Origin of the sequence: Motiliproteus sp. MSK22-1 (assembly GCF_001968815.1) — a bacterium.
GTDB lineage: Bacteria > Pseudomonadota > Gammaproteobacteria > Pseudomonadales > Balneatricaceae > Motiliproteus.
The window spans coordinates 280,891-304,318 of sequence record NZ_MIEQ01000044.1 but is presented as its reverse complement, the minus strand read 5'-3'; the positions used below and the strand labels follow the sequence as shown (position 1 = coordinate 304,318).

At 46.9% G+C, this 23,428-nt stretch carries 20 protein-coding genes; 8 read left to right on the top strand and 12 right to left on the bottom strand.

Annotated features, from left to right (window positions below; genetic code table 11):
• Window positions 1–55: 55 nt before the first annotated feature.
• The 10 genes from BGP75_RS11945 to BGP75_RS11890 all read right to left on the bottom strand — a co-directional run bounded on the left by BGP75_RS11945 (window position 56) and on the right by BGP75_RS11890 (window position 9,946).
• Entirely contained in the window at window positions 56–1,339 is a 1,284-nt protein-coding gene (locus tag BGP75_RS11945; protein ID WP_076718825.1) for an ammonium transporter, read from the bottom strand.
• Between the two features lie 77 nt (window positions 1,340–1,416).
• Window positions 1,417–1,755: a P-II family nitrogen regulator gene (locus tag BGP75_RS11940; protein WP_076718824.1), complete on the bottom strand. Its 339-nt coding sequence runs from the start codon at window positions 1,753–1,755 to the stop codon at window positions 1,417–1,419.
• Window positions 1,756–2,160: 405 nt separating this feature from the next.
• Window positions 2,161–3,366 (bottom strand): alanine--glyoxylate aminotransferase family protein, encoded by a 1,206-nt coding sequence (locus BGP75_RS11935; protein WP_076719306.1) that lies wholly within the window; start codon window positions 3,364–3,366, stop codon window positions 2,161–2,163.
• Window positions 3,367–3,480: 114 nt separating this feature from the next.
• Window positions 3,481–4,650, bottom strand: coding sequence for a YeeE/YedE family protein (locus tag BGP75_RS11930; protein ID WP_083704778.1), 1,170 nt, complete (start codon window positions 4,648–4,650; stop codon window positions 3,481–3,483).
• Window positions 4,651–4,661: 11 nt separating this feature from the next.
• Window positions 4,662–5,138 carry a hypothetical protein gene (locus BGP75_RS11925; RefSeq protein ID WP_076718823.1) on the bottom strand — a complete coding sequence of 159 codons (477 nt, stop codon included), beginning with the start codon at window positions 5,136–5,138 and terminating at the stop codon, window positions 4,662–4,664.
• A gap of 200 nt (window positions 5,139–5,338) precedes the next feature.
• The gene (locus BGP75_RS11920; protein ID WP_076718822.1) at window positions 5,339–6,625 is read right to left on the bottom strand and encodes an ammonia-forming cytochrome c nitrite reductase subunit c552; all 1,287 of its coding nucleotides are present in this window, start codon (window positions 6,623–6,625) and stop codon (window positions 5,339–5,341) included.
• A gap of 24 nt (window positions 6,626–6,649) precedes the next feature.
• The gene (locus BGP75_RS27210) at window positions 6,650–7,615 is read right to left on the bottom strand and encodes a cytochrome c peroxidase (protein ID WP_198939346.1); all 966 of its coding nucleotides are present in this window, start codon (window positions 7,613–7,615) and stop codon (window positions 6,650–6,652) included.
• Window positions 7,616–7,684: 69 nt separating this feature from the next.
• The gene (locus BGP75_RS11900; RefSeq protein WP_198939345.1) at window positions 7,685–8,014 is read right to left on the bottom strand and encodes a hypothetical protein; all 330 of its coding nucleotides are present in this window, start codon (window positions 8,012–8,014) and stop codon (window positions 7,685–7,687) included.
• Between the two features lie 259 nt (window positions 8,015–8,273).
• Window positions 8,274–8,903: a TlpA disulfide reductase family protein gene (locus BGP75_RS11895; RefSeq protein ID WP_083704777.1), complete on the bottom strand. Its 630-nt coding sequence runs from the start codon at window positions 8,901–8,903 to the stop codon at window positions 8,274–8,276.
• A 125-nt stretch (window positions 8,904–9,028) separates the two neighbouring features.
• The gene (locus BGP75_RS11890) at window positions 9,029–9,946 is read right to left on the bottom strand and encodes a LysR family transcriptional regulator (protein WP_076718821.1); all 918 of its coding nucleotides are present in this window, start codon (window positions 9,944–9,946) and stop codon (window positions 9,029–9,031) included.
• A gap of 275 nt (window positions 9,947–10,221) precedes the next feature.
• Between BGP75_RS11890 and hppD the strand changes: the two genes are divergently transcribed.
• Window positions 10,222–11,262: a 4-hydroxyphenylpyruvate dioxygenase gene (gene hppD, locus BGP75_RS11885; RefSeq protein ID WP_076718820.1), complete on the top strand. Its 1,041-nt coding sequence runs from the start codon at window positions 10,222–10,224 to the stop codon at window positions 11,260–11,262.
• A 144-nt stretch (window positions 11,263–11,406) separates the two neighbouring features.
• Here the strand turns inward: hppD and BGP75_RS11880 are convergent, their stop codons facing one another.
• Together BGP75_RS11880 and BGP75_RS11875 are read right to left on the bottom strand one after the other, a co-directional pair.
• Window positions 11,407–12,351, bottom strand: a complete 945-nt coding sequence (locus BGP75_RS11880) for a cytochrome c (RefSeq protein WP_076718819.1) — start codon at window positions 12,349–12,351, stop codon at window positions 11,407–11,409.
• Between the two features lie 78 nt (window positions 12,352–12,429).
• Window positions 12,430–12,909: a cytochrome c gene (locus tag BGP75_RS11875; RefSeq protein ID WP_158070102.1), complete on the bottom strand. Its 480-nt coding sequence runs from the start codon at window positions 12,907–12,909 to the stop codon at window positions 12,430–12,432.
• A 522-nt stretch (window positions 12,910–13,431) separates the two neighbouring features.
• Here BGP75_RS11875 and BGP75_RS11870 point away from each other — a divergent pair.
• The 7 genes from BGP75_RS11870 (at window position 13,432) to BGP75_RS11840 (ending at window position 23,400) form a co-directional block, all read left to right on the top strand.
• On the top strand, window positions 13,432–14,124 hold the full coding sequence (locus BGP75_RS11870) for a DUF1449 domain-containing protein (RefSeq protein ID WP_083704775.1): 693 nt from the start codon (window positions 13,432–13,434) through the stop codon (window positions 14,122–14,124).
• Window positions 14,125–14,168: 44 nt separating this feature from the next.
• Window positions 14,169–16,103, top strand: coding sequence for a flotillin family protein (locus BGP75_RS11865; protein WP_076718818.1), 1,935 nt, complete (start codon window positions 14,169–14,171; stop codon window positions 16,101–16,103).
• Between the two features lie 175 nt (window positions 16,104–16,278).
• Window positions 16,279–21,699 carry a DNA repair ATPase gene (locus BGP75_RS11860; RefSeq protein ID WP_076718817.1) on the top strand — a complete coding sequence of 1,807 codons (5,421 nt, stop codon included), beginning with the start codon at window positions 16,279–16,281 and terminating at the stop codon, window positions 21,697–21,699.
• 17 nt (window positions 21,700–21,716) lie between these two features.
• A complete protein-coding gene (locus BGP75_RS11855) occupies window positions 21,717–22,274 on the top strand; it encodes a hypothetical protein (RefSeq protein ID WP_076718816.1) in 558 nt (185 codons plus the stop codon).
• 215 nt (window positions 22,275–22,489) lie between these two features.
• Window positions 22,490–22,741, top strand: coding sequence for a GlsB/YeaQ/YmgE family stress response membrane protein (locus BGP75_RS11850; protein ID WP_076718815.1), 252 nt, complete (start codon window positions 22,490–22,492; stop codon window positions 22,739–22,741).
• Window positions 22,742–22,862: 121 nt separating this feature from the next.
• Window positions 22,863–23,036, top strand: a complete 174-nt coding sequence (locus tag BGP75_RS11845) for a DUF2986 domain-containing protein (protein ID WP_369832124.1) — start codon at window positions 22,863–22,865, stop codon at window positions 23,034–23,036.
• 118 nt (window positions 23,037–23,154) lie between these two features.
• Entirely contained in the window at window positions 23,155–23,400 is a 246-nt protein-coding gene (locus BGP75_RS11840; protein ID WP_076718813.1) for a hypothetical protein, read from the top strand.
• The last annotated feature ends 28 nt before the right edge of the window (window positions 23,401–23,428 follow it).

Genomic DNA, 23,428 nt, shown 5'->3' with positions numbered 1-23,428 from the left:
TCGGTGGCTGTATTCACTTATCTGTATGCTCTCGTTTGTCTGGAGCTGCGCTTGCTTATAGATTATAAGCCGTCTCTTCATGCTCGGCAGTATCAAGTCCCTGAATTTCAGTTTCCTCATCCACTCGGAGTCCAACAATGGCACCGACGACTTTTAAGATGATCAGTGTCACTACTGCTGTGTAAGCGAAGGTCGATAGTACACCTATCAGCTGTACGCTGAACTGTCCGCCCATCGTTTCGATTCCGTCAGCGTACCCAAAACCACTAAATACACCCAGGGATGTTCCTGAGAATATGCCGGCAAAAAGTGTCCCGATAATGCCGCCGACACCGTGAGTAGGCATTACATCGAGAGAATCATCAATTTTAAGGACACGCTTGATATATTGAGTGGCAGTAAAGCAGATGGCACCAGCCAGTACGCCGATAATCAGGGCACCACCCGGTCCGACAAAGCCGGATGCAGGTGTTATCGTACCAAGTCCTGCAACCATACCTGTGACCGCGCCCAGAACACTGGGTTTACCAAACCGAACCCATTCAATAAACGACCAGGTTAATACACCAGCGGCGGCAGAGATATGTGTCACTAGCATTGCCATCGCCGCATCGCCATTGGCTGCCAGCGCTGATCCGCCGTTAAAGCCAAACCAGCCAACCCAAAGCATTCCGGCTCCGGTGACGGTCATTGTCAGGTTGTGAGGGGGCATTGCTGTGGTCGGAAAACCTTTGCGCGGTCCAATAACCATTGCAGTGGTTATCGCAGCTACCCCGGCAGTAATGTGTACAACTGTGCCGCCAGCGAAATCGTAAAGCCCCATTTCGGCCAACCAACCACCTCCCCAGACCCAGTGAGTTACGGGAGCGTATACAAGAACCAGCCAAATACAGCTGAAGATAAGCATCGCACTGAACTTCATGCGCTCAGCAAAGCCACCGATAACCAGCGCGGGGGTGATAATGGCAAAGGTCATCTGGAACATCATAAATAGAGATTCCGGGATGTCCCCCGCCAGAGTGTCTCGTCCGACTCCGGCCATCATGACTCGACTGAAATCTCCGATCCAGGCATTACCCTCACCAAAGGCTAAGCTATACCCGAATATCAGCCAGATAATTGATGCGGCTCCGGCTATGGCAAAACATTGCATCATGATTGAAAGCACGTTTTTTGAACGAACCAGGCCGCCGTAGAACAGGGCCAGGCCTGGTAGTGTCATAAATAAAACCAGCGCAGTGGATGCAAGAATCCAGGCAGTATTGGCACCGTTGAGCTGGTCGGCCGAGGCGATCCCTGGTATCAGTGTCAGGGCAATGAATGCGGTTGTCTTCAGCATTATAGGCTTCCTACTGAGGTTACTAAGATGAGTGTTTTCTGGTTGCTAAGGTTGCAATCTCTAATTGCAGTCAGTCACTAGAGTGCGCTTTTGCCCGATTCTCCAGTGCGAATACGAACAGCCGTTTCCAAATGGGTAACAAAGATCTTTCCATCGCCAATTTTTCCAGTCCGTGTGCTCTGGGTAATAACATCGATAATGTTCTCTACCTGTTCCGAAGAAACGGCAATTTCCAGTTTTACTTTGGGTAGAAAGTCCACGACATATTCGGCACCCCGGTATAGTTCGGTGTGGCCTTTTTGGCGTCCAAACCCCTTGACCTCTGTAACGGTAATACCATTAACGCCAACTTCGGCAAGGGCTTCTCGCACATCGTCAAGTTTGAAAGGTTTTATTACTGCACTAACAAGTTTCACTCGCATTACTCCTAATGGTGCACAAAATTTGTATTCTTTTACGAAAGAAAACCAATGCTCTTTTTATGCACATTTAGTGCCATTAAAAATATTGTTTAATATCAATAAGATATGACAATAGTGCAATATCTGGGAGCAACAAGCGCACCCTTATGGTGCTTTCTGGTTGGTGGTTGTACGGCCTTGGTGCATATTGGTGCGTTTAAACGGCTATAATTTAGGGCGTTTATTTGGTTTGTAAGCCGTGAAGAGCGGGAGGTTTGCCGGTGCAAGTCTTTGCTATGGACAGAAGTTCATCCGAGCAAGGTTACGCCTATTTGTCCTATCAAGGTCATTTGTAAGGAGGGGATTCCCCTCCTTTTTTCTTTGGAGAAGCTTAGCAAAGCTGCTGAATATTTCGGTTTCTCAGGTTCTTTCGTTGCTGGTTTTCTGCAATTGATTTTCCAGCTCGGCCATACCTGCTGGAACGTCAACTTCGATACCAAGCTCTTTAAACGTCGAGCCAAAGGCGTGCAGGGTTCTAAACAGGTTATGTACTCTGCACTGTTCACCCATTTGTCCTATACGAACAATCGGAGGGCCGAATGACCCGGCAATTTCCACTCGGTAGTATTTGGAAATATGCGCGCAGACATCTTTAGCTTCCAAACCATTGGGCAGCTTGATGCCAACAACTGAATTTAATCTTGCTTCTGTCGAGACATAAAGCTCCAGCCCCAGCGTTGCAATAGCCGCTTGCAGGGCGCGGGAGCATAACATGTGTCGATTAAAGCGCTTTTCCAGGGTTTCTTCGCAAACCAGGCGCATGGCCTCATGCAGTGCGAGTAACCCCGATACCGGAGCAGTGTAATGGTAGGATGCCCGGTGCCAGAAATTCGTTGCCAGAGTGGCATCCAGAGTCCAATGCCGCATGGGTTCCGGGCGGCTTAATATCCGTTGCCAGGCGTTGTTGGAAAATGCGACTAAGGATACTCCGGGAATAGAGCTCAATCCTTTTTGACCTCCGGTGATTACCGCATCGATACCCCATTTATCCATTTCCAAAGGCATGGTGCTGAGTGTGCAGACTGCGTCAACAATAACCTGACAATCGTATTGACGAGCAAGGGCTGCAATCTCAGGTAATGCGTGATTGTGAGTTGTGTTGGAAGTTTCTCCCTGGACAATCGTTAATACCTGGGGTCTGTAGCGTTTTAGTAGGGCCTCTACTGAATCCGGTGTTGCCCCCTGGCCTTCAGCGACTTGCAGCTTTTCAACCTCAGCACCTGCGCGGCTGGCCATTTCAGCCAAACGACTGGAAAAAAAACCGTTACAGACGCTTAATACCCGAGTTCCTGGCCATACCAGGTTAGCTACTGCCATTTCCATGGCTGCAGAACCAGGACCCGCAACTCCCATCAACCATTCGGACTCTGTCTGAAAAATATAACGCCCCATCCGTTTAACCTGATCTGTGACACGGGCCATCGTTTCGCCCAGATGATTGATGACGATTCCGTTTGCGGCTGCCACAGGGGCGGGAATTGGTACAGGGCCTGCTCCCATCATTAATAGCGGTTCTTCTGGTAGGATTCGGTTCAGGTGCTCTACCTGTGGGACCTCAATGGCCATTTTCTGCAGATCTCTTGTTACAAATAATTTTGGGTGCGTGAGCATAACACAGCCTAAAGAACCTGCAATTAAGTAATTTTAGGCCCGAGGCGGGCTTTAGATCGGCTGTTTCCCCTAATTGGAAAGATCAAAATACGGGCGTAGTTTGATGCCAAGCCAGTTTCCCGGCAACGCTGCTGCCATCCATAACCATCCATGCAGGCTGGTCGATGCGATACCTGAAAACAATGCACCGATATTGCAGCCAAAAGCAATACGAGCACCGTAGCCAAGCAACAGCCCACCTATCAAAGCGGCCACATAGTTTTTCCAGGATAAGGATAAAGCTGAACCAAAGGTTTTGGCCAATTGGGCAGCACAGAAAGCTCCCAATAATATACCGATATTCATAACTGAGGTGGTGTCGTTAAATATACTGTTTAACAAAGCAGAGCTTTGAAATGGAGCCGTCCAGAAAGAATTCTCTGCTGGAATCCAGCCCAGTAATGTAGCTGCTTTTGCACCCCATAAACTGAATGCCCAGGTGATAGTCCATGGATGTCCGGCTGTGGCAAGGGTGGCAAAATTCAGTAAGGCGAGTAGCGACGCCGCAACGAATACTGGCCATGGCTCTATGAGCCGCTGATGCCAGGGCTTCTGAAACGGGGGCGATACAGAGGAGCCTGCGAAAGTATTGATTCCATACTTTTTCAGAGCGAGCGCCAAGAGGCTGAACACACCGATTTGGAATATTACCGCGCCGGGCCAGCTGATGTGCACACCCATTGCTATCGGCGGTAGTGCTGGTAGTTGTTGCCACCAGTTCATATCAAGGCTGGCCCAAAATGACCCGCCGCAAAAAGCGGTCAGCACCAGCAGCATCTTCGGATTACCTGAGCCTGTTGTGTACAGAGTGCCTGAGCCGCAGCCCCCGGCCAGTTGCATTCCTATGCCAAAGAAGAATGCACCACAGGCCACTTGCCAGCCGACAGGGGCTAAAGCTCCATGGACCTGGCGTCCGAAAAACTCTCCTTGTGCGAGTACGGGGGCGAATAGCAGGGTAGTCAGGGCTATCATCCAAAGATGAGCGCGGACTCCTCGTGTATCACGGTAAAGAAACAGATTGCGATAGGCTGAGGCGAAGCCAAAGCGCCCCTGGTAAAGAGTAATACCCAAAAGAACGCCGATTATTAACAGCACTGAGAGTGGGCGCTCGGGTTGGTATAATGTGATCGACAGAGTGAGAGTTGCTGCCAGCCCGCTAGCTAGCAGCATATGATTTGCTTTACTTCCGGTAGTGGTCACTACCGCGCCTTTTAGTTAACAACTAAGTTATAATCGGGTGTCGGGTTCAGCGGACAAGAATAAACGTATTCTCCTTTCTTGAGTTCCACTTCATAGTCGAGAGTTTTTCCTGTGGACAGACCCCCACCGGAAACACTGGGCAGGGAGGCGTAGCCTATAATCCCTTTTCCCCGGAGCCAAAAACCCAGGTCATAGGGAACGTTCTTGTTGGTGACCCGAAATATGTACTTTCCCGGTGCTAATGTTATTGTTTTGGCGTTCTCCAGGCGTTGCTCTCCAGTTTGCTCATTCTGTGTTTTGCAATCTTCTGCACTGGTGGAGATAAACCCGTGATCGGTTCCGTTTTCACTTTCCAGAAACTGGCAAGAAACCTGTGTTAACTCGATAATCTGGGGTTGCTCAGCAGATACAGCGGAAAAACTTAAACCCGCACTCACTGAAACCGAAAGCAGCAGTGTGGTTATTGTTTTGAAGGGCGAATTATTCACTGGGTTATCCTCCGTTTGTACGACTTAATCAGCATTGATTTATTATCGGGCTGAAGTGCTGTCAGCAGCTTTTCTATAAACTTATCACTTGGATCATTTATATCAGCGATTGTTACATTCGCTATGCGTCTTTTAAGGCTGATGTTTTAAGGATTATGCTAAAACTGTCGCCTTGAGATCCCGCTGTTAGGTTCTTTGCCCTAAGGTAATGCAAGACGTTTTTCATACAGTGTGAATACCGATTGTTGAGCCTGGGTCAATGCTTCCTGTAACATCTGAGCGCCACGGCCTGTTTGTCCTGATTGCAGCATACTCAGGTAAAAACCTTCATAGAATTTATCGGGCTCCACGTAGATCTTCATAACAATATTGCTGGCTTGAGGATGGCGAGTCATTTGATAGTCTAACTGCGCTGATTCACCTGGCGCCAAGCGGGTATCAAATACCTCATGGCTGAGATTCAGGGGAACTCTGCGAGCCACAACAAAGTAACTTTCGGTTCCTGTAATTTGTTCACCTCGGGCATTTTCCTGGTAGCCCATCATGACGACCTGGGGAGTGACATAGGTAGGAAAACGGTGTCCTGTGCCGGTGTTGGTCATTACCATTTGAGCTTGAAGCAGGTTGTCATCCAGGTTTCCGGCTGTTGTATCGATGGTGACTCCTTGTCGTACCATTTCCGGGTCATGAATTCCCTTCCACTGATGCTTTCGATCTGGCATGTGACAATTTTGGCAATGAATACCTTCTTCGGCATACTGACTTTGTTTCCATTCGTTATAGGTGTTTTCCAATAGCTTTCCGTTTAGGGAGAATTCATTGGGTTCAAATTGATGGCAAGCTGCACAAAACTGACTGTCTTCAAAGGCATCGCTGGCGGTCCAGCCGTTGTGTGGAAGAGTCTGCTCTGCTGAAGGTATAGTGCCGTCCTTGCGTTTGGGGCCAAACCGTTGATTACCGCGTACATGACAGGCAGCACAGACCAAGCCCTGACGATGAAGGTCCTTGGTTTGAGTTGGATCTTTTGCCAACTGCTCGGATAAGGGGGAATAACCGTTTGCTATCTCGTCGACTAACAGATCTGCCTGTTCCGCTAAGGGGGCGTGGCAGCGTATGCAAGATTGATGTTCGCCACGGGCGTGGGGTGACATCTCCACTAACTGTCCCATCAGGCCTGGCCCCATAGCACGGCTATGGAGGCTGGTTTTCCAATCTGCCAGTTGTTCTGCATGACAAGTACCACAGGCTTGTGGTGATAAAGAGCTTTCCAGATCGCTGTAGTGTTCTGGCGCGTTTCCTTGAGCTGGAATGGGACGCTGCCAGTGCTGTTCAAGAAAGGCTTTAGTGTTTAATGTTGAAGAAGGCGAAGCAGCTGCAGCGAAACCAGTGATGAAACCGCTTGCCTCTACCACCAGTATGACTGGCGCCAGGACCAATACTATTAGCCATCGTTTAAAACGGCCTCCACATTGCTGTAATGATCTCATTGGTCCTGGTTTGCCTCCGGGGTCTTACATGGTTTTCGCAGCACAAGGATTAGCTGCACAGGGGTTTTTCACCGCACAGGGATTAGCTGCACAGGGGTTTTTTACTGCACAGGGATTAGCTGCACAGGGGTTTTTCGCCGCACAGGGATTGGTTGCACAGGGATTTTTTGCCGCACAGGGGTTCATCGCTGCAACTCGGAATGTTTTTTGAACTTCTTCGGTATAGGCCGTCAGTGCGGCTAGTTCTTTTGATTTCCAGTCCAGTGGTTTACTAGCCATGGGTACAACCATACAAAGCTGTACCATCTCATCGGCGCTGATGGTCTTCATACCGACTCGGTCTTTAGCCATCTGCACTTTATGAGGGTAGGGCTGTGCGAAGGTGTTCTGGAAGGCTCGATTGCCATTATGGCATGTTGCACAGGATAAGCCGTTACTGCTTAGTTTCTTATCATTCCACAACTGTTTGCCATAACGAACCAATTCACTGTTATCCCCCCACCATTCTCTTGATCCTGTTGGGTGTGTTACTAACTTGGGATCAATTTTATTGCCCGCAGCGCAAGGGTTTTTAGCGGCACAAGGATTGGCTGCACAAGGATTTTTGGCCGCACAGGGGTTGGCCGCGCAAGGATTTTTGGCTGCACAGGGGTTGGCAGCGCAAGGGTTCTTGGCTGCACAGGGGTTGGCAGCGCAAGGGTTCTTGGCTGCACAGGGGTTGGCAGCGCAAGGGTTCTTGGCTGCACAGGGATTAGCTGCACAAGGGTTTTTGGCTGCACAGGGATTTGCAGCACAGGGGTTTTTAGCGGCACAGGGGTTTGTCCATTTTTTTGCGCAGGGGTTTTTAGCTGCGCAGGGATTCGCTGCGGCAATTGTTATTCCATTCCAATTAGGATCTGTCTCCGAGCCAGCCATGGAGAATGGTGAAAAAAACAGTAATGCAGAAAGGGTCAGTAGAATAGCGCTTAAGCGCTGTATACTCTGGGTCATTGTTATTTCCTCTTACTCGGCATAGGGTTATACGTAGTATGTTTAATCACTAGCGTAGTCGCTAATTTATTATGACGCGCAAGGATTTTTGACTGCACAGGGGTTTTTTGCTGCACAGGGGTTAGCGGCACAGGGGTTATTCATTTTTTTCTTCTTGATTGCACAGGGGTTTTTGGCTGCACAAGGATTAGCTGCGCAAGGGTTTTTTGCAGCGCAGGGATTGGCGGCACAGGGGTTTTTTGTCGCACAAGGATTCGCTGCACAGGGATTGGCAGCGGCCAGTGTCATGCCCGTATAATTTGGATCTGTATGGGAGCTTGCGTAGGACAGATTGCTGAACATTAAAAGCGCGGCTAGAGTGCAAAAAACAGCAGCAACTTGTTTGAGTGAACGGTACATGTAAGATTTCCTTCTTTCTTGATTATTGTGTTTGTCTGGCCCTGTCGACTTAAAGTGCGCATAGAAGAGTCATTTATCGTCCAATCCCTTTTTCACCCTTATGTGGAGACTGGTTGTTTGGGTTTCTATCTAATTGCCCATCAGTGGCCTACCGTCAAAATTGAATACCTGTCAGCATGTTTCTGCTGCTCAGGTATCTAAAGAGAGATGACAGTGATGGAAATGTTACAGTTAGCGGAATTTTTTTTCGTTTTAGTCGTTACTTCTGAGATTGCAGATCTGTTGGAAGGTATTTCCCTATTAAATGCTTAGCTTTGGTCGAGTTCCATTCGGCTACGCCAACCAAGTGACCAATCTGGCGTCCAGTGGTATCAAACAGCAAGGTCATTGGTAGCAGTTTTTGACCAAATGCCTGGCCAAACAGGTAGTTTGGGTCGAGGTGCCCCGTCAGCTGGCTGTAACCTCTGGAGTGGAGAAACTGAAGAGCTGCTTTACCATCATTTAAATCCTGGTTCAGCGTGAGTACTTTCAGGCCTTTACTTCCCCATTCCTGCTGCAGGGCATTCAGTTCTGGCATTTCGTACAGGCAGGCTGAACACCAGGTTGCCCATAGATTAACTAATACTACTTTGCCCCGATAATCAGATAAGCGCTGCACATTCCCGTCTTTATCCATAAAAGCAGTATCTGGAGTGATGGATTTATTGTCGGTGTAAACGAACGGTTGTGAATGTCCTGTAAACCCTTGCGAGAGTGCCTGACTGCTGTAAATGACCATCATAAGCAATAGGCTAACAAGCAAGCTCACTGCTACCCGGCGGGTGATTTGACTCTGATTGACGGCGCAGGTTGTAATATTTATCCCATTGAATCCTGATGTTGCGCTCATTAAAAGCTCTCCTGCTATCTTGTTAATCTATGGTTGCTACTGGCAGGTTAATCTGCCGTTGTTATTTTCAGGTGGTGGTATACAGGACCCCCTCAGGCAGATTTTGTTACACAACGGTAATTTTCCTATTGCCGCTTGTTGCTGGAGGCGAGATCAAATGTCTGAAATTCATCCAGAATCAGGTCGGTAACCATCTGGCCGGCTTTACCTAGTGGTCGGCCGGTATCGAACACTAATTGGGGAGTGAAGGTTGCTTGCGAACCGCCCACATAATTCAGTTCGATAAGGGTTTTATTTGTTAGTTCGTCGTCGATCATGAAGGTTGGCATCCAACCAAAGCCTAATCCCATTAACAGGGCTGTCTTTTTACCAGTAAAACCGTGCATGTAAAAAACTCGATCTCCACCAAATTGAAGAGCGTCGAGTTTTTGATTTTTGTTTTCGCTGGTGTCCTGAATGGTCAGTTCGACGTGATCATACAATTGGTCAAGACTAATCTGCTGCTGCGTCGCCAGAGGGTGTTCGGGAGAGGCTACAAGAATGAATGTAATCGGGGGAAGAGGAATGGCTTTGAGATTGGGAGCAGGGTGATAGTCCTTAACTAACATTAGATCAGAGTGGTCGTGCTCAAAGCGCATTTGTACGCCTCCCAGAGCTTCAACTTTTACCTGGGTTTTGGTAGGGATGTCTTTATCTACCAGTGTTTTTAATGCCCGCATAACCGGTTCCATCGGTAGGGAACCGTCAATAACAAGTTCGAAAGAGGGTTCCCAGCCCTCTGAATAGCGTTCAGCCAGGGTTTCTATACGACTCGCCAATTCAAGCATTCGACGACCTTCGCTCCAGAGTACCTGGCCTTTAGGGGTAAGTTCTGCTCGGTAATGGCTACGGTCGAAGATATCAAACCCCAGTTGTTGTTCCAGTTTCTTTATTTGATAACTGACTGCCGACTGGGCCTTACAGAGTTTTTCTGCAGCTTTTGCAAAGCTTCCTTGTTGGATGATGATATCCAGTACCCGCAGCGCTTCTATATCCAGACGCACCTGTTTCACTCCTGATCAATTTATCTATAACAAGATGGCCATTGAATATATTGGCCAACGGTCAAGGGTGCCTGATATTTCCAGGGCTGATTAATAATAATCTAATTTATAGATGGAGATGATAAAAAGTTTATTCTTTTTTTTGCTGGTTATTTCGGCAAAATGAGATATATCACATTGCAAGAGAAGCCGGCCCTCAAAGACAGCCGGTGATAAGAATTAACAGTCGACAACATACAAAATATAACGATAAAGCAAGATTACTGGAGAAGACTATGGCCGAGCAAACTAATCCACTGGGGCTAAGAGGCATTGAGTTTACAGAGTTCGCTTCGCCCAACAGTGATTACATGCATGAAATTTTTATTGATTTTGGTCTTTCCAAGCTTAAGCGTCTAAAAGGCAAAGACATTCTGTATTACAACCAGAATGACATTCATTTTCTGTTAAACCGTGAGCGTCAGGGGTTCTCTCAAGCGTTTGCCAAGCGCCATGGTCCGGCCATCTGCTCAATGGGATGGCGTGTAGATGATGCGGACTATGCTTTTAAGGAAGCAGTACGCCGGGGCGCGAAGCCAGCAGATTCAGAGCGTAAAGATCTCCCTTATCCGGCTATCTACGGCATTGGCGACAGTCTGATCTACTTTGTTGATCGTTTTGGGGCTAATGGCTCAATCTATGAGGAAGATTTTATTTCAGTCGATGATCCCGTCATTGTGCCTGGCAAGGGGTTTCTGGCAGTAGATCATCTGACTAACAACGTTCATAAAGGAACGATGCATACCTGGGCTGATTTTTATAAGAATGTGTTTGGTTTTACTGAGGTTCGCTATTTTGATATCAAAGGTGAAAAAACGGCTTTGCTATCGTACGCATTGAAGTCTCCAGATGGGAGTTTCTGTATTCCTATTAATGAAGGTAAAGACGACAAAAACAATCAGATTGATGAATATCTGGAAGAGTATAACGGCCCTGGGGTACAGCACCTGGCATTCTTGTCAGAAGATCTGCTGAGTTCTCTGGATGCGATGGAAGGTAGCAAAATCGCCACTTTAGACATCAGCGATGATTATTACGATAACGTGTTCAAGCGCGTGAAAGGTGTCCAGGAGGATCCTGCTCGTATTAAGAAGCATCAGGTTTTAGTCGATGGTGATGACGAGGGGTATTTGCTGCAAATCTTTACCAAAAACCTGTTTGGTCCTATTTTTATCGAATTGATTCAGCGAAAGCAGCACAATGGTTTTGGAGAAGGAAACTTCCAAGCGCTATTTGACTCTATTGAGCGTGATCAGGAGCGTCGTGGTGTTATCTGACATCAGGAAGTAAGGTCTGAGTCTTTGTTGAGTTCTGTTTAACTGTTTTTATAACAGTCAGTAATTATTATCTGCCGTTCTTTGCCCCTTCTTATGAAGGGGCATTTTTTTGCCCGTAATATACTGGCAAGAGATTAGATCAAGTTATTTTTTATCGCTTTTTTTATCTGCGACGGGAGGAATAGCCATGAGGTAGGCTGCAATAGCCTTGCGATCCCTGTCCGGAAGCCTGGCCGTATTTTCCACGACTTCTGCCATAGAACCTCCGACTACATCATAGTCAGGGGTAAAGCCAGACGAGAGATACTCAGTAATATCTACCGTTTCCCATTTGGCGATGCCTGACTTATGGGGTGTTATATTCGGAATAGTCCCATCCCCATCCGGATTGGCTGCACCAGCGAGCCACCTTGAAGGATTCGCTGCGCCAGCCAGGTTTCTTGGAGTATGACATTCACCACAATGGCCGGGACCCTCCACAAGGTACTGGCCGCGCTGCTGCTCTGGCGTCGGATCAACCAGGTTGATGACAGGTTGGTTACTTAAATAAAGCTGTTTCCATAAACCCAGACCTCGTCGGATAGAAAATGGGAAACCGAGTTCATGGTTTTCGTTGGTGCGGGAAATAGCTGGCAGCGTATCCATATAGGCTTTCAGATCGACGATATCCTGAAGCTTCATGCGAGCGTAAGAGGTATAAGGGAAAGCGGGATAGAGGTGCTGGCCGTCAGGCCTTACGCCTTTTAGCATTGCAGTGGCGAAATCAGAGACTGACCAGTTGCCGATGCCAGTTTCTTTATCGGGGGTAATATTAGGTGCGATAAAGGTACCAAATTGAGTTTCAAAGCGTTGCCCGCCGCTGAGCGGAGGAACTGTATTCTCGTCTGCATTGTTCTTATCGAAATCTTCAGGCTTATGACAAGAGGCGCAACCACTGACATGGAAGACTAACTCGCCTCGCTTTGCATCTGCCGGAAGTGATGATAGGACCGTCGGTGAGACAGCAGATCCTGGTCCGCTAAGAAACCACAGTCCGGCGGTTACTATAACTGCAACTGCTGAACCACCGGTTGTCATCCATAACTTCATTGTTCTCACCTCATACAAATCAGGTTCTCTGCCAGCAAAAGCTATCAATGATTACCGAAAGCCTTTCATCCAACGAAATTACTCTTCCTCTTCTGCTCGAAAGCTTTCATGGCAGCCTTTACAACCTTTGCCAACATCCTTGATACCCATTCTTAAGCTAGCGAGATCTTTGCCAGCAACATTGACAAATTTTTCAAGCGCCTCTGTCAGTTCTTTGTGGCGCTCAGAAACTTTCGGATAGGTGGTCCAGGTTTCAGGTAATGCCCGGGTTTTTTCTGAAAGCCCCGGATCCTCTTTACTGGTGCCTTGGGGCCACATTGGGCCATTGTCCATTTTTGCTAAAGCCAACAGGTTTTTGGCAGCATTTGCCGCAATTTCCGCATCGTACTGACTTTTCCCTTTGGCCATATCTCCTACCAGACCAAGATTAAACGAGTAGACGCGCATAAAAGACTGTCGGGCCTCAATCGTTTTTTCAATATCTGCGGCACTAGATAAACTGCTACCAAAAGCCATAGTGGCAATCATAACTGGCAGAAACAGGTTACGTTTTTTCACATCCATTCTCCTAACATACTGAACAAAGCCGATCCCCATTAAAAATAGCATGCAAAAAATAACATTGTAATTATCAAATTATCTTTGCTCATAAAGTCCCGTTATTTGGCTACCTGTCTTTCGCCTGTTTAGAGAGGTCGAGAGCAGCACAGAACATCGTAATGGATATGAATCTTTGGAACGGATAAAGTTCGTGAGATTCTGGAGCTTGACGCCGTATCAAAGAAGGTTCGAGAGAGGATTACCTTTAGCATTACGGACGAGGAGTTGGCCATATTGGCTGAACATTACGGAATTGACAGTAACAAGCGTACTGAGCTGCGTCGACGTATTGCTGAGGAACTCGTGCAGTTTGCAGAAAATACTTCAAGTTCCTGATGTTTTTTGATTTACTAGAGCAGCCTGAAAAATCATCACATTATTAATAAGTTAGTGCTCATTCGTAGGGCTTGTTTTAGCCCTGGATAGCATTGCTCCAATTGCACTGCACTTATCTAATTACCATCAAAAGGAAACTGGGGTATGTTTGCGATTCTACTGCACGAGGGGATGGATCCGTTCTATCAAAACATCTCATCTTTCCCTACGGTTTTTTTTACTTTTATCCTGTCTGTTTGCCTGCTGTACTGGTTAGTTGCTGTTTTAGGGTTTGCCGATATAGATATCCTTGATTTTGACCTTCCTGACGTGGAGGGAGGTCTGCCTGGAAGTCAGGGGAGCGGATTTTCTGCCGCGGATACTCTTGCCGGCTTAATGCTAAAGCTTGGACTGAACGGTGTCCCTGTCACCATAATCGTATCTTTTATTGCTTTAATCGGCTGGTTACTGAGTTATTTCACGGTCCATTTTCTGTTTGGGATAGTTCCTGACGGAATTCTACGGTATCTGTTTGGTCTTTTGGTTGTGGGTGGAGTCCTCTACGCCGCAGCCATGATAACTTCTGTAATTATTCGACCTTTACGTCCTTTATTCAAACAGGCACAGCAGGAAACCCACAAGTATGTGTTGGGCCAGGTGGCCATCGTTCGAACTTCTCGCGTGGATAACTCTTTTGGTGAGGCAACATTAGACGACGGGGGGGCTGGTTTGATCCTCAAAGTCCGCTCATTTGGAGATACTGTTTTTAAAAAAGGAGATCGGGTGGTGCTGTTAGAGTACGTCAAAGAAGAATATGTCTATCGTGTGATTTCTGAAGCGGAATTTTCCCACGGTTAAAGTTTTAGAAAAATTATAACTGTTAAACAAATGGAGTAATTGTTATGGCTGACTTGTCTGTGCTTATGCCGGTAGTAATCGGCATTGGTATTTTCTTTCTTATTTTGCTGGGTTTGGCTGCCCTGTTTAAAGCCTTTTACATCAAAGTAGCTCAGGGTACCGCTTTGATTGTCAACGATATGAGCTCGCGTCCTAAGGTACATTTCACTGGTGCTCTTGTTTATCCGATTATCTACAAAAAAGAGATGATGAAAATATCTCTCATAACCCTGGAGGTTGATCGAAGAGGGCAGGATGGGTTGATCTGTTTGGATAATATGCGGGCAGATATCACAGTAGCGTTTTATTTGCGGGTTAATGAAACTGCCGAAGATGTATTGAGAGTGGCGAAATCTATAGGTGCTGACCGAGCGTCTGATAGAGCGGCTGTTTATGATCTGTTTGCGGCAAAATTTTCTGAAGCATTAAAGACGGTGGGTAAGCAGGTGGAGTTCGTCCAGCTGTTTGAGAATCGTCTGGAATTTCGCGAGAAGATTATCGAAGTTATCGGTGATGACCTTAACGGTTATGTCCTTGAGGACGTTGCTATTGATTATCTGGAGCAAACACCAAAATCAGCACTGGATCCCAGCAATATTCTGGACGCTGAAGGCATCAAAAAAATCACTGAACTGACTGCGCAACAAAATATCCGTACCAATGTTCTGGAACGGGATGAAGAGCTAGCGATTAAGAAAAAAAATGTTGAAACCAAGGAGGCGATGCTGGCTTTGGAGCGCCAGCAGGCTGATGCGGAAGCTAGGCAAGAGCGTGAAGTACTGAGTATTCAAGCTCGCGAAGAGGCTGAAACCAAGAAAATTCAGGAAGAAGAGCGTCGAAAAGCCGAACAGACCCGTATTCAGGTTGAACAGGATCTGGCGGTTCAATCCGAAAACCAGAAGCGGGAAGTGGAGGTGGCCGAACAGAACCGCCAGAGAGCCGTTGCCATCGAAGAGGAAAAGGTCATTCGGGCTCGTGATCTGGAAATTGTTTCACGTGAGCGAGAGGTTGAGCTGCAGCGGATCGAGGCGGAAAAAGCCTTGGAAATCGAGAAGAAAGAAATAGCCAACGTTATCCGTGAACGGGTGGCGGTTGATAAAACAGTGGCTATCGAAGAAGAACGAATCAATGAAGTTCGAGAAGTGTCTGAGGCGGACCGAGCCAAGCAGGTCCAGGTCTTGGCTGCTGAAGCGGCGGCTGAAGAAGATAAAGTCAAGCAGGTGAAGGCTGCAGAGGCTGAAGAGCTTTCCGCTAAACATAAGGCGGTGGAAATCACCCTGATTGCCCAGGCTGAACTTGAAGCGACAGCGAAAGAAGCTGACGCCAAGAAAAAACTGGCTGAGGGTATCCAGGCTGAAGAAGCGGCATCAGGGCTTGCAGAAGCGAAGGTTCAGGAAGCTAAAGCGGATGCACTCGAAAAAGAAGGTTTGGCAGAAGCTAATGTTATCGCTGCTAAAGGACAATCTGAAGCCCAGGCTAAGAAACAGGTGGGTATGGCCGGAGCCGAAGTTACCCGAGAGCAGTTCAAGGCAGAGGCTGATGGTTTAGTCGATAAGTTTGAAGCCATGGGCTCAATGACTGATCAGGCAAGAGAGCACGAAGAATTCCGGATGAGCCTGGAAACAGCCTTTAAAGAAGCCATGGCGTCCATTGAAGCAGGTAAGGAGATCGCGAGAGAGAATGCTGATGTACTCTCGGCAGCGCTTCAGAAAGCTAGAATCGATATTGTCGGAGGAGAGCAGCATTTCTTCGATACTTTTGCCAAGTCCCTGTCTTTAGGCAAGGCTGTGGATGGTTTTGCTTCCAAGAGTAACACCGTTGCGGCATTGCTTTCCAAAGTAATGGAGCCTAAGGCCAAAGTGGTGGAGCCTAAGGAAAAGTCTGCGGAGCCTGTGGTTAGGAAAGAGGCGAAATCAGAATCCAGTGACGGCGATTCTTGAAATCAGCAATGCCTGGCCCGTTCTTAATGAGGTAAGAGTTTGCCAGCCTGAGATAAGCCAGGTATCGGCTTATTTCCTGGAAGCTGGCAAATCGACATTCCTCTTCAATGGATTCAATAAGCCGGGCGCTTTTTCATATAAGTCGTTTAGAGCATGTAGCTAAAAGGATGGAACGATGGCGCAACAGGAACATTCTGACATAGATCCGGTTACCGAAGTGGCTGATCAGGTGGCAAGTGCTGTAGCTGAAGGCGGTGCCTATGAGGTCATTCGAAAGCGCCTGGTTGATCAGGGGCGCCAACTGGATGAAAAAACGAGGCAGCTGAACGAATCAAGGTTGGCGGAATTTGGCAGTTCTAGCATGAGCGTTCTGGCTCGTGTGCGTGTGCGTACGGAGAACAATTGTATTGCACGGGATATTGTCCAGGTGGGCAATCTGTTGATTTTTGGATACAACGTGTTCATTGGTCTTAAAAAGGAGACCAAAAGGGAAGATGTCTTTTCACTGTTCCAGCTTAATCAGGATGGATCTGACTACAGTATGGAGGCCGTTGGGCTGGAAGGCAGTTTTTTATCTGATAGTCGTTTTGTTAATGATTTTGATGAGTTGTATCGCTATTACAAGCACACTCGTTTAGTTCAACTGTCGGTGAAAGGTGGGAGATTGCTGGCAGGTTTTCAGATAGGGGAGCGGTTGGAGGATATACGGGTCTTTCGCTGGTCGGTTTCAGCCGATGGGAATACCGTTAGCTATATCGATAATCGAGGGGAACGGGATATTCAACTACCGCCACGATTTGATTTCGAATGGGTTGAAACCAGTAGAGAGGATTTTGTTCAGGGTCGTCATCCCCACGTCAATATTCTCGATAAAGTGTTTATTGAGACAATTGGCGGTGATCTGACGGTTAAAGTCGAAGATAACACTGAAGATGGGAAAGGAATCTATCGTGAGTCGGTAGAAGACAAAACCCAATCACTGGATGATGCTGACTATTTATATGCTGCTGTTGGCAGTCTTATATTGTTGAAAGTCAGGCCTTATCGAGAAGAAAACTGGCGTTACCTTGTCTTTAATACGTTAACTCAGGAAGTCTTACGAATGGATGCGATCGGAGCATCCTGTGTGCAGCTGCCGGAAGATCACGGGGTGATTTTTCCGGGAGGGTATTATCTGCAAACCGGGGAATATAAGACCTTTGATGGCGAAGTTGAAGGTTTGCAGTTTAAGCGAATGATTCGATCCCCCAATGGTGAAGATGTTCTGTATATATTCTATGAGCCAGTGGAAGGTATTTTCGGGCTTTTTGCCTATAACCTGATTCAGCGGCAGTTGCAGAATCCGATTTACGGGCATGGTTATGCGTTGTCGGAAGACGGCACAATCGTCATTTTCTCCGCTGAAACAGAACCAACCCGGGTTCACCCCATGCAAATCTGGGAAACACCCTATGTCAGTGATGAGTTCGCCAGCCAGAAACCTGCAAGTCAAAGCTTTTTTGGGCGGGTCGGGAATGCTGAGTTGGTGCGAGGTATTTCTGATCTCTATAGTATCTGCCGGATTGTAGAAGACAAGGAGGTTTCATCGCGCCTTTACGAAGAGCTCACTAAAACGGTCAGCAAGATGTTTGATGCTCATTACTGGCTCGGTGAACCAGAAGCGCTGGCTATCGATGACCTCCTCAAAGAAGTCAGTGCAACGGCCGAACTGGTCATTGATGAGTTTGAAAAAGTTGAGGGTATTCGTCAACAATCAGCCAAGGCGATGGTTGAAGCAGAGCAGCAACAGCAGGATATAATCGACTCAATAAGACCTGAAAACTGGAATCTTGCGGAAGATTACATAGAAGCCCTTAACAAGCTTCGTCATCAGCGCGGACATCTCACGACGATCAAGGAGTATCGATACATTGACCTTGAGCGTATTGAGGTATTGGATGCGCAAGTCACTGATGCTCAGGAGCAACTGAGCGAACAAACCGTTACCTTTCTGGCTGATGAGCAAGCGTTGGCTCCTTACTGGTCCAAAATTGAAGATCTGGACCGGCAGGTAAAAAGGGCTGATAGTGTTGTCGCCCTGGACCCTGTTGTTGAGATTATCGAAAATACCGCCTCAGGATTGGATCTGCTATCAGAGTTGATGGGAACACTGAAGGTTACGGATGCTAATGTCCGTACTCGAATAATCGACGCGATTTCTGAGGTCTATTCCAAGCTTAATCAAAGTAAAGCGACTGCCCGAAATAAGTATAAAAGCTTGGGATCAAAAGAAGCCGTTGCTCAGTTTTCCGCTCAATTCAAATTATTTTCTCAGAGTATTACCAATGCCTTAGGGATGGCGGTAACACCGGAGCGCTGCGATGAGCAGCTGTCTCGCCTAATTGTTCAGTTGGAAGAACTGGAGAGCCAGTTCAGTGATTACGATGAATTTCTGGCAGATATTATGGCGAAGAGGGAGGAGATTTATGAATCCTTCGAATCTCATAAACAGCAGTTACTGGATGAACAACAGCGCAAAGCACAATCGGTGAGCGAGGCGGGGGCGCGGATTATAGCCAGTATTGAACGACGCTCTCTGAAATTTACTGAAGCTGATGAACTCAATACTTATTTTGCTTCAGATGCGATGGTTCTGAAAGTACGTGATTTGGTGGAACGATTGAGGCAGCTGGACGGAGCCGTTCAGGCCGACGATTTAGAATCGCGCTTTAAGATGATAAAGGATCAAGCAGCGAGATCGCTAAGAGATAAGTCTGATATCTATGAAGATGGTGGCAACATCATTAAATTAGGGCCAAGGCATAAGTTTAGTGTTAATAATCAAGAGCTTGATTTGACAATTATACCCCGCAACGGGGAACTGAACATGCATTTGACCGGCACCAATTACTTTGAACCGATTGAAAATGCGGAACTGCTTGAACTGAACACTTACTGGGATATTTCCCTGGAGTCAGAGAGTTTGGTTGTTTATCGGGCGGAATACCTTGCCTCCTCAATTTTGCGGGCTGCACAGACTCGACAAGAGGCCGGAACTGAAGGCCAGATAACAATGGATCAGCTCCGCGGCGCCATGCTGGATTCTCAAGCGATGAAGGATCTGGTTCGTGTATTTGCCGCACCCCGCTACAAGGAAGGTTATGAAAAAGGCATACATGACCATGATGCGGCACTCATTCTTAAACAGCTGTTACCGGTTTATGAGGGAGCTGATTTACTGCGTTATGACCCGTTAACTCGAGGCTTGGCGCAGATTTTCTGGGCAAATATTGAAGCAGTTTCCTGCTCTCAGCCTGGAGGAAGCAATTCTCAACCGGAAAGAACCAGCGCACAGCAAGGAAATAGTAGCTCTTACAACGTCGATTCAATTAACAGCTGGCGTGAAAGAGCACGTTCAGCTCTGCAGATGCGTGAACTCTTTACTGATGATCTGGCTGTCGCTCAGTTGGTGTCTGAAGTTAAATCAACCTTAACAGCGTTTTTGGCTATTCATCCGATCTCTTTGGATAGTCTGACCGTTGAGCGCAGTGCTTCTTATCTGGTAGAAGAATTGGGTCGTGAGCGTTTTGAGTTTATTTCCAGTAAATATGCAGAGGAGCTGGCAGGGGAATTTAAGCGCACTCTGGATGAGAGCACCTGGCGACAATATCAATCTGCCCTGGATAAACTTAAAGGTCGAGCTGCTGAGCGCTGGAACCTTACTTTTTCATGGCTACAGGCGCTTGTCAGAAGTAAGAATCTTGAGCAGCTGGGGCATTATATTCCAGAGGCGGTTGCCTTAATCAACGGTGACGGGCGTTTGAGTCGTCGGGCTACTGAGGTAGATCTTGAAATTCGGGTTTCGGGGCTATTGGGAGAACATCCGACGATAGAGACCAGAGATGCCAATAGAACCCTGGCTTTCTCCCTGGACTCTTTCCTGTTGCGGTTGGAAAAACACCATCAGGAGGTCATACCTGGTTACCATCGCTATCTCGATTTACGTCAGAGAATTATTGATGAGGGGCGAGCCTCTCTTCGAATTGAAGAGTTTAAGGCAAAACCCCTGAGTTCATTTGTTCGTAACCGGCTTATTAATGAATCCTACTTACCCCTTATCGGCGACAATCTTGCCAAGCAGATGGGAACGGTTGGCGAAAACAAGCGTACTGATCTGATGGGGTTGTTAATGATGATCTCGCCCCCTGGGTACGGAAAGACAACGTTGATGGAATACGTTGCAAACCGCATTGGCCTGATCTTTATGAAGATTAATTGCCCGTCTCTGGGTCATGACGTGCTTTCTCTTGATCCTGCTCAGGCTCCGAACGCCACTGCCCGGCAGGAACTGGAGAAGCTGAATCTTGGCTTGGAAATGGGTAACAATGTCATGCTGTATCTGGATGATATTCAGCATACCGATCCTGAATTTTTGCAGAAATTTATCTCTCTCTGTGATGGTACAAGGCGTATTGAAGGGGTGTGGAAGGGTAAGACCAGAACTTATGATATGCGTGGTAAAAAATTCTGCGTGGTGATGGCAGGAAACCCTTACACAGAATCCGGGGAAGCTTTTAGGGTGCCAGACATGCTGGCTAACCGTGCGGACATTTATAACCTTGGCGATATTCTCGGTGGTATGGATGAGCAGTTTTCTCTGAGTTACATCGAAAACTGTTTAACCTCCAATCCGGTATTGGCTCCTTTAGCCACCCGGGAGATGAGCGATGTCTATAAGCTGATCGATATGGCCAGGGGTAAAAACGTTGCTACTACTGATCTTAGTCACCAGTACAGTGGCGCAGAAATTAATGAGATCAAAGGTGTTTTACAGAAGCTGTTGGTTGTTCAAGAGGTGGTGTTAAAGATTAATCAGCAATATATCGCCTCTGCGGCGCAGGACGATACTTATCGTACGGCCCCTTCTTTCAAATTGCAGGGCAGCTATCGAAATATGAATAAGATGGCTGAGAAAGTGTCAGCGGTGATGAATGAAGAGGAATTACGCCAAATGATCACCGATCACTACCTTGGTGAAGCGCAATTGTTAACCTCTGGTGCTGAAGAAAACCTGCTGCGATTAGCGGAATTGCGCGGCGATATCAGCGATCAGGAGCAAGCTCGTTGGCAGCAGATTAAAAAGGATTTTTTGCGTAATAAGGCCATCGGAGGTGATGATACTGATGTAGGCGGTAAGGTTGTGGCTCAGCTGGCTGATTTGGTGGAAGGTGTGCAACTGTTGGGAGCCGCTGCCAGCCAAGGGCTAACCCAGAGTGATTCCGGTTCAGGAACTGAGGCTGAGAGCAAATCGGATTCTGGCCTTGAAGCAAAGATCGTTCAGCTGAGTCAGGAGCTTATTCACTCGCTGGATCATATTGGTAAACAGTTGATAAATCAGAAACAACCTTATATTGAAGTGATTAATCAGCCGATGCCTGGTATTGATAAAATTTTGAGGGTTCTGGCTCATACCTATAAGCACAGCATGGTGGCTTTGGTTGAAGGAATGGACAAGAAGTTTGAGTTTGATAAGAAAACCCATGAAGAAATTGAGAAAATTTCTGCCAAATTAATGGTTATAGATCAGGATATTTCTGACCTGAATGATGAACAATAAACGTAGTTGAGGTGAATATGCACTGTCCACAATGTAAAGGATATCGACTCGAACCCAAGTTGCTGGAACCTGACTTGTTGGCGGCCAGTTGTAAAAAGTGCGGCGGCGCTTTGCTGTCGCTGCTGAATTATCGGCATTGGTCAGAGCATCATAGTGCCGTTCATGAAGTGGAGAAAGTTGAGGGCTTGAGGGTTGAAAGCGGAGGAGATGAGGTTGATGATAATCACACTGCTCAGCTGTGTCCGAAGTGCGGACGTATGATGACGAAGTTCCGTATTGGTCTGGAAAATAATAACCGTATTGATCTCTGTAGTGGTTGTGATGAAGCATGGCTGGATAATGGTGAATGGCGACTACTGAAACAGCTGGAACTGCATGAAAAGCTACCAAAAATTTTTACTGATGAGTGGCAAAGAAATATTCGTCAGCAACGGCAGCAACAATTGGTGAAATCCAAATATATCGCATTGTTTGGTGATGAGGACTTTTCCAAGGTTGATGAGTTTAAGAACTGGCTTGATCAGCATCCCGATAAAGCTGAGATTAAACAATACTTGATTATAAATTACGACTAGCCATTAAGCTGCGCTAACTTCAGTTTTTAGCGGGAAGGCCGATATCTACCATAAGGTTCCTAAGGAATGTTTCTATTGAAGTATTTATCATTCGAGCCTTCCCACAGCTCCTGTTTGGTTGATGCTGATCTGGATTGTTTGAATAGCTGTTGGGTTGTTACTTGCAGTGTAACTGTTTTATTCGCAACCGATTTATTCGCAACCGAGGTGAAGTCATGAGCGTAACAGGACTGATTGTTTTTTTGGCGATAGGTGCCGTCGCAGGCTGGTTAGCGGGAACGTTGATGAAAGGGGGTGGTTTCGGTCTGATTGGTAATATTGTTGTTGGTATTGTCGGGGCGGTATTAGGTGGTTTTGTATTTGGTTTACTTGGCATATCAGCGGGTGGGCTAATCGGTTCAATAGTGACAGCAACAGTGGGCGCTGTATTATTGTTGTTTGTGGTCGGGATTATCAAAAGGTCATAGGCCCTGAGCGTAATAAATATTATTACCGATGCGGCTAATAAGAGGCTGATATACCCAGTCGCGGATATTTTCTTGAATCCAGGCCGTATTGAGACTACATTCCAACACCCTTAAAGTCAGAATGTTAATAACCTCTATGAATCGCCGAAAGAAAATTAAACAGATCCTTCAGAAAAAAGACAAGAAGGCTAAAGCTAAGGTCCAGAATAAAGCCAAACCAGGCTACATTTCTAAGGCAGACAGAGCAGTTCTTAAGGCTGAGGGGGAAGCGATATTACCGGAAAAATCGGTTTAATCGGGGGGCTGTCATACCTTGGCTGTGAGCTGTTCAGGAAGTCTCCATAATTGTTAATTATACAACGCAGGCTTACATCAGGTTACTGCAGGTTGATTGGATCTACTACGAGAAAAGCATGGATAAAAAACTGACAGCTCATGTAGGTTTTGCATTTAACCTGGCGCTGGCGGCAGTGCTGTTCTGGTGGGAATGGGATTACGGAAAGGTAGGAACCAATTACAGTTTCTTTGCAGACTTGCTGCGTCATTTTATACCTGCTTCAACCGCCTCGATTATCGCTTACCTGTGTGGGTTGATAGCAGTTCCTATGACTTGGATATTACGTCAAAGAACGGGTGAACTCGTCCTTCGTGGACACTAGTGTCTTTTTAGATTGCCGCCTTTGCTGT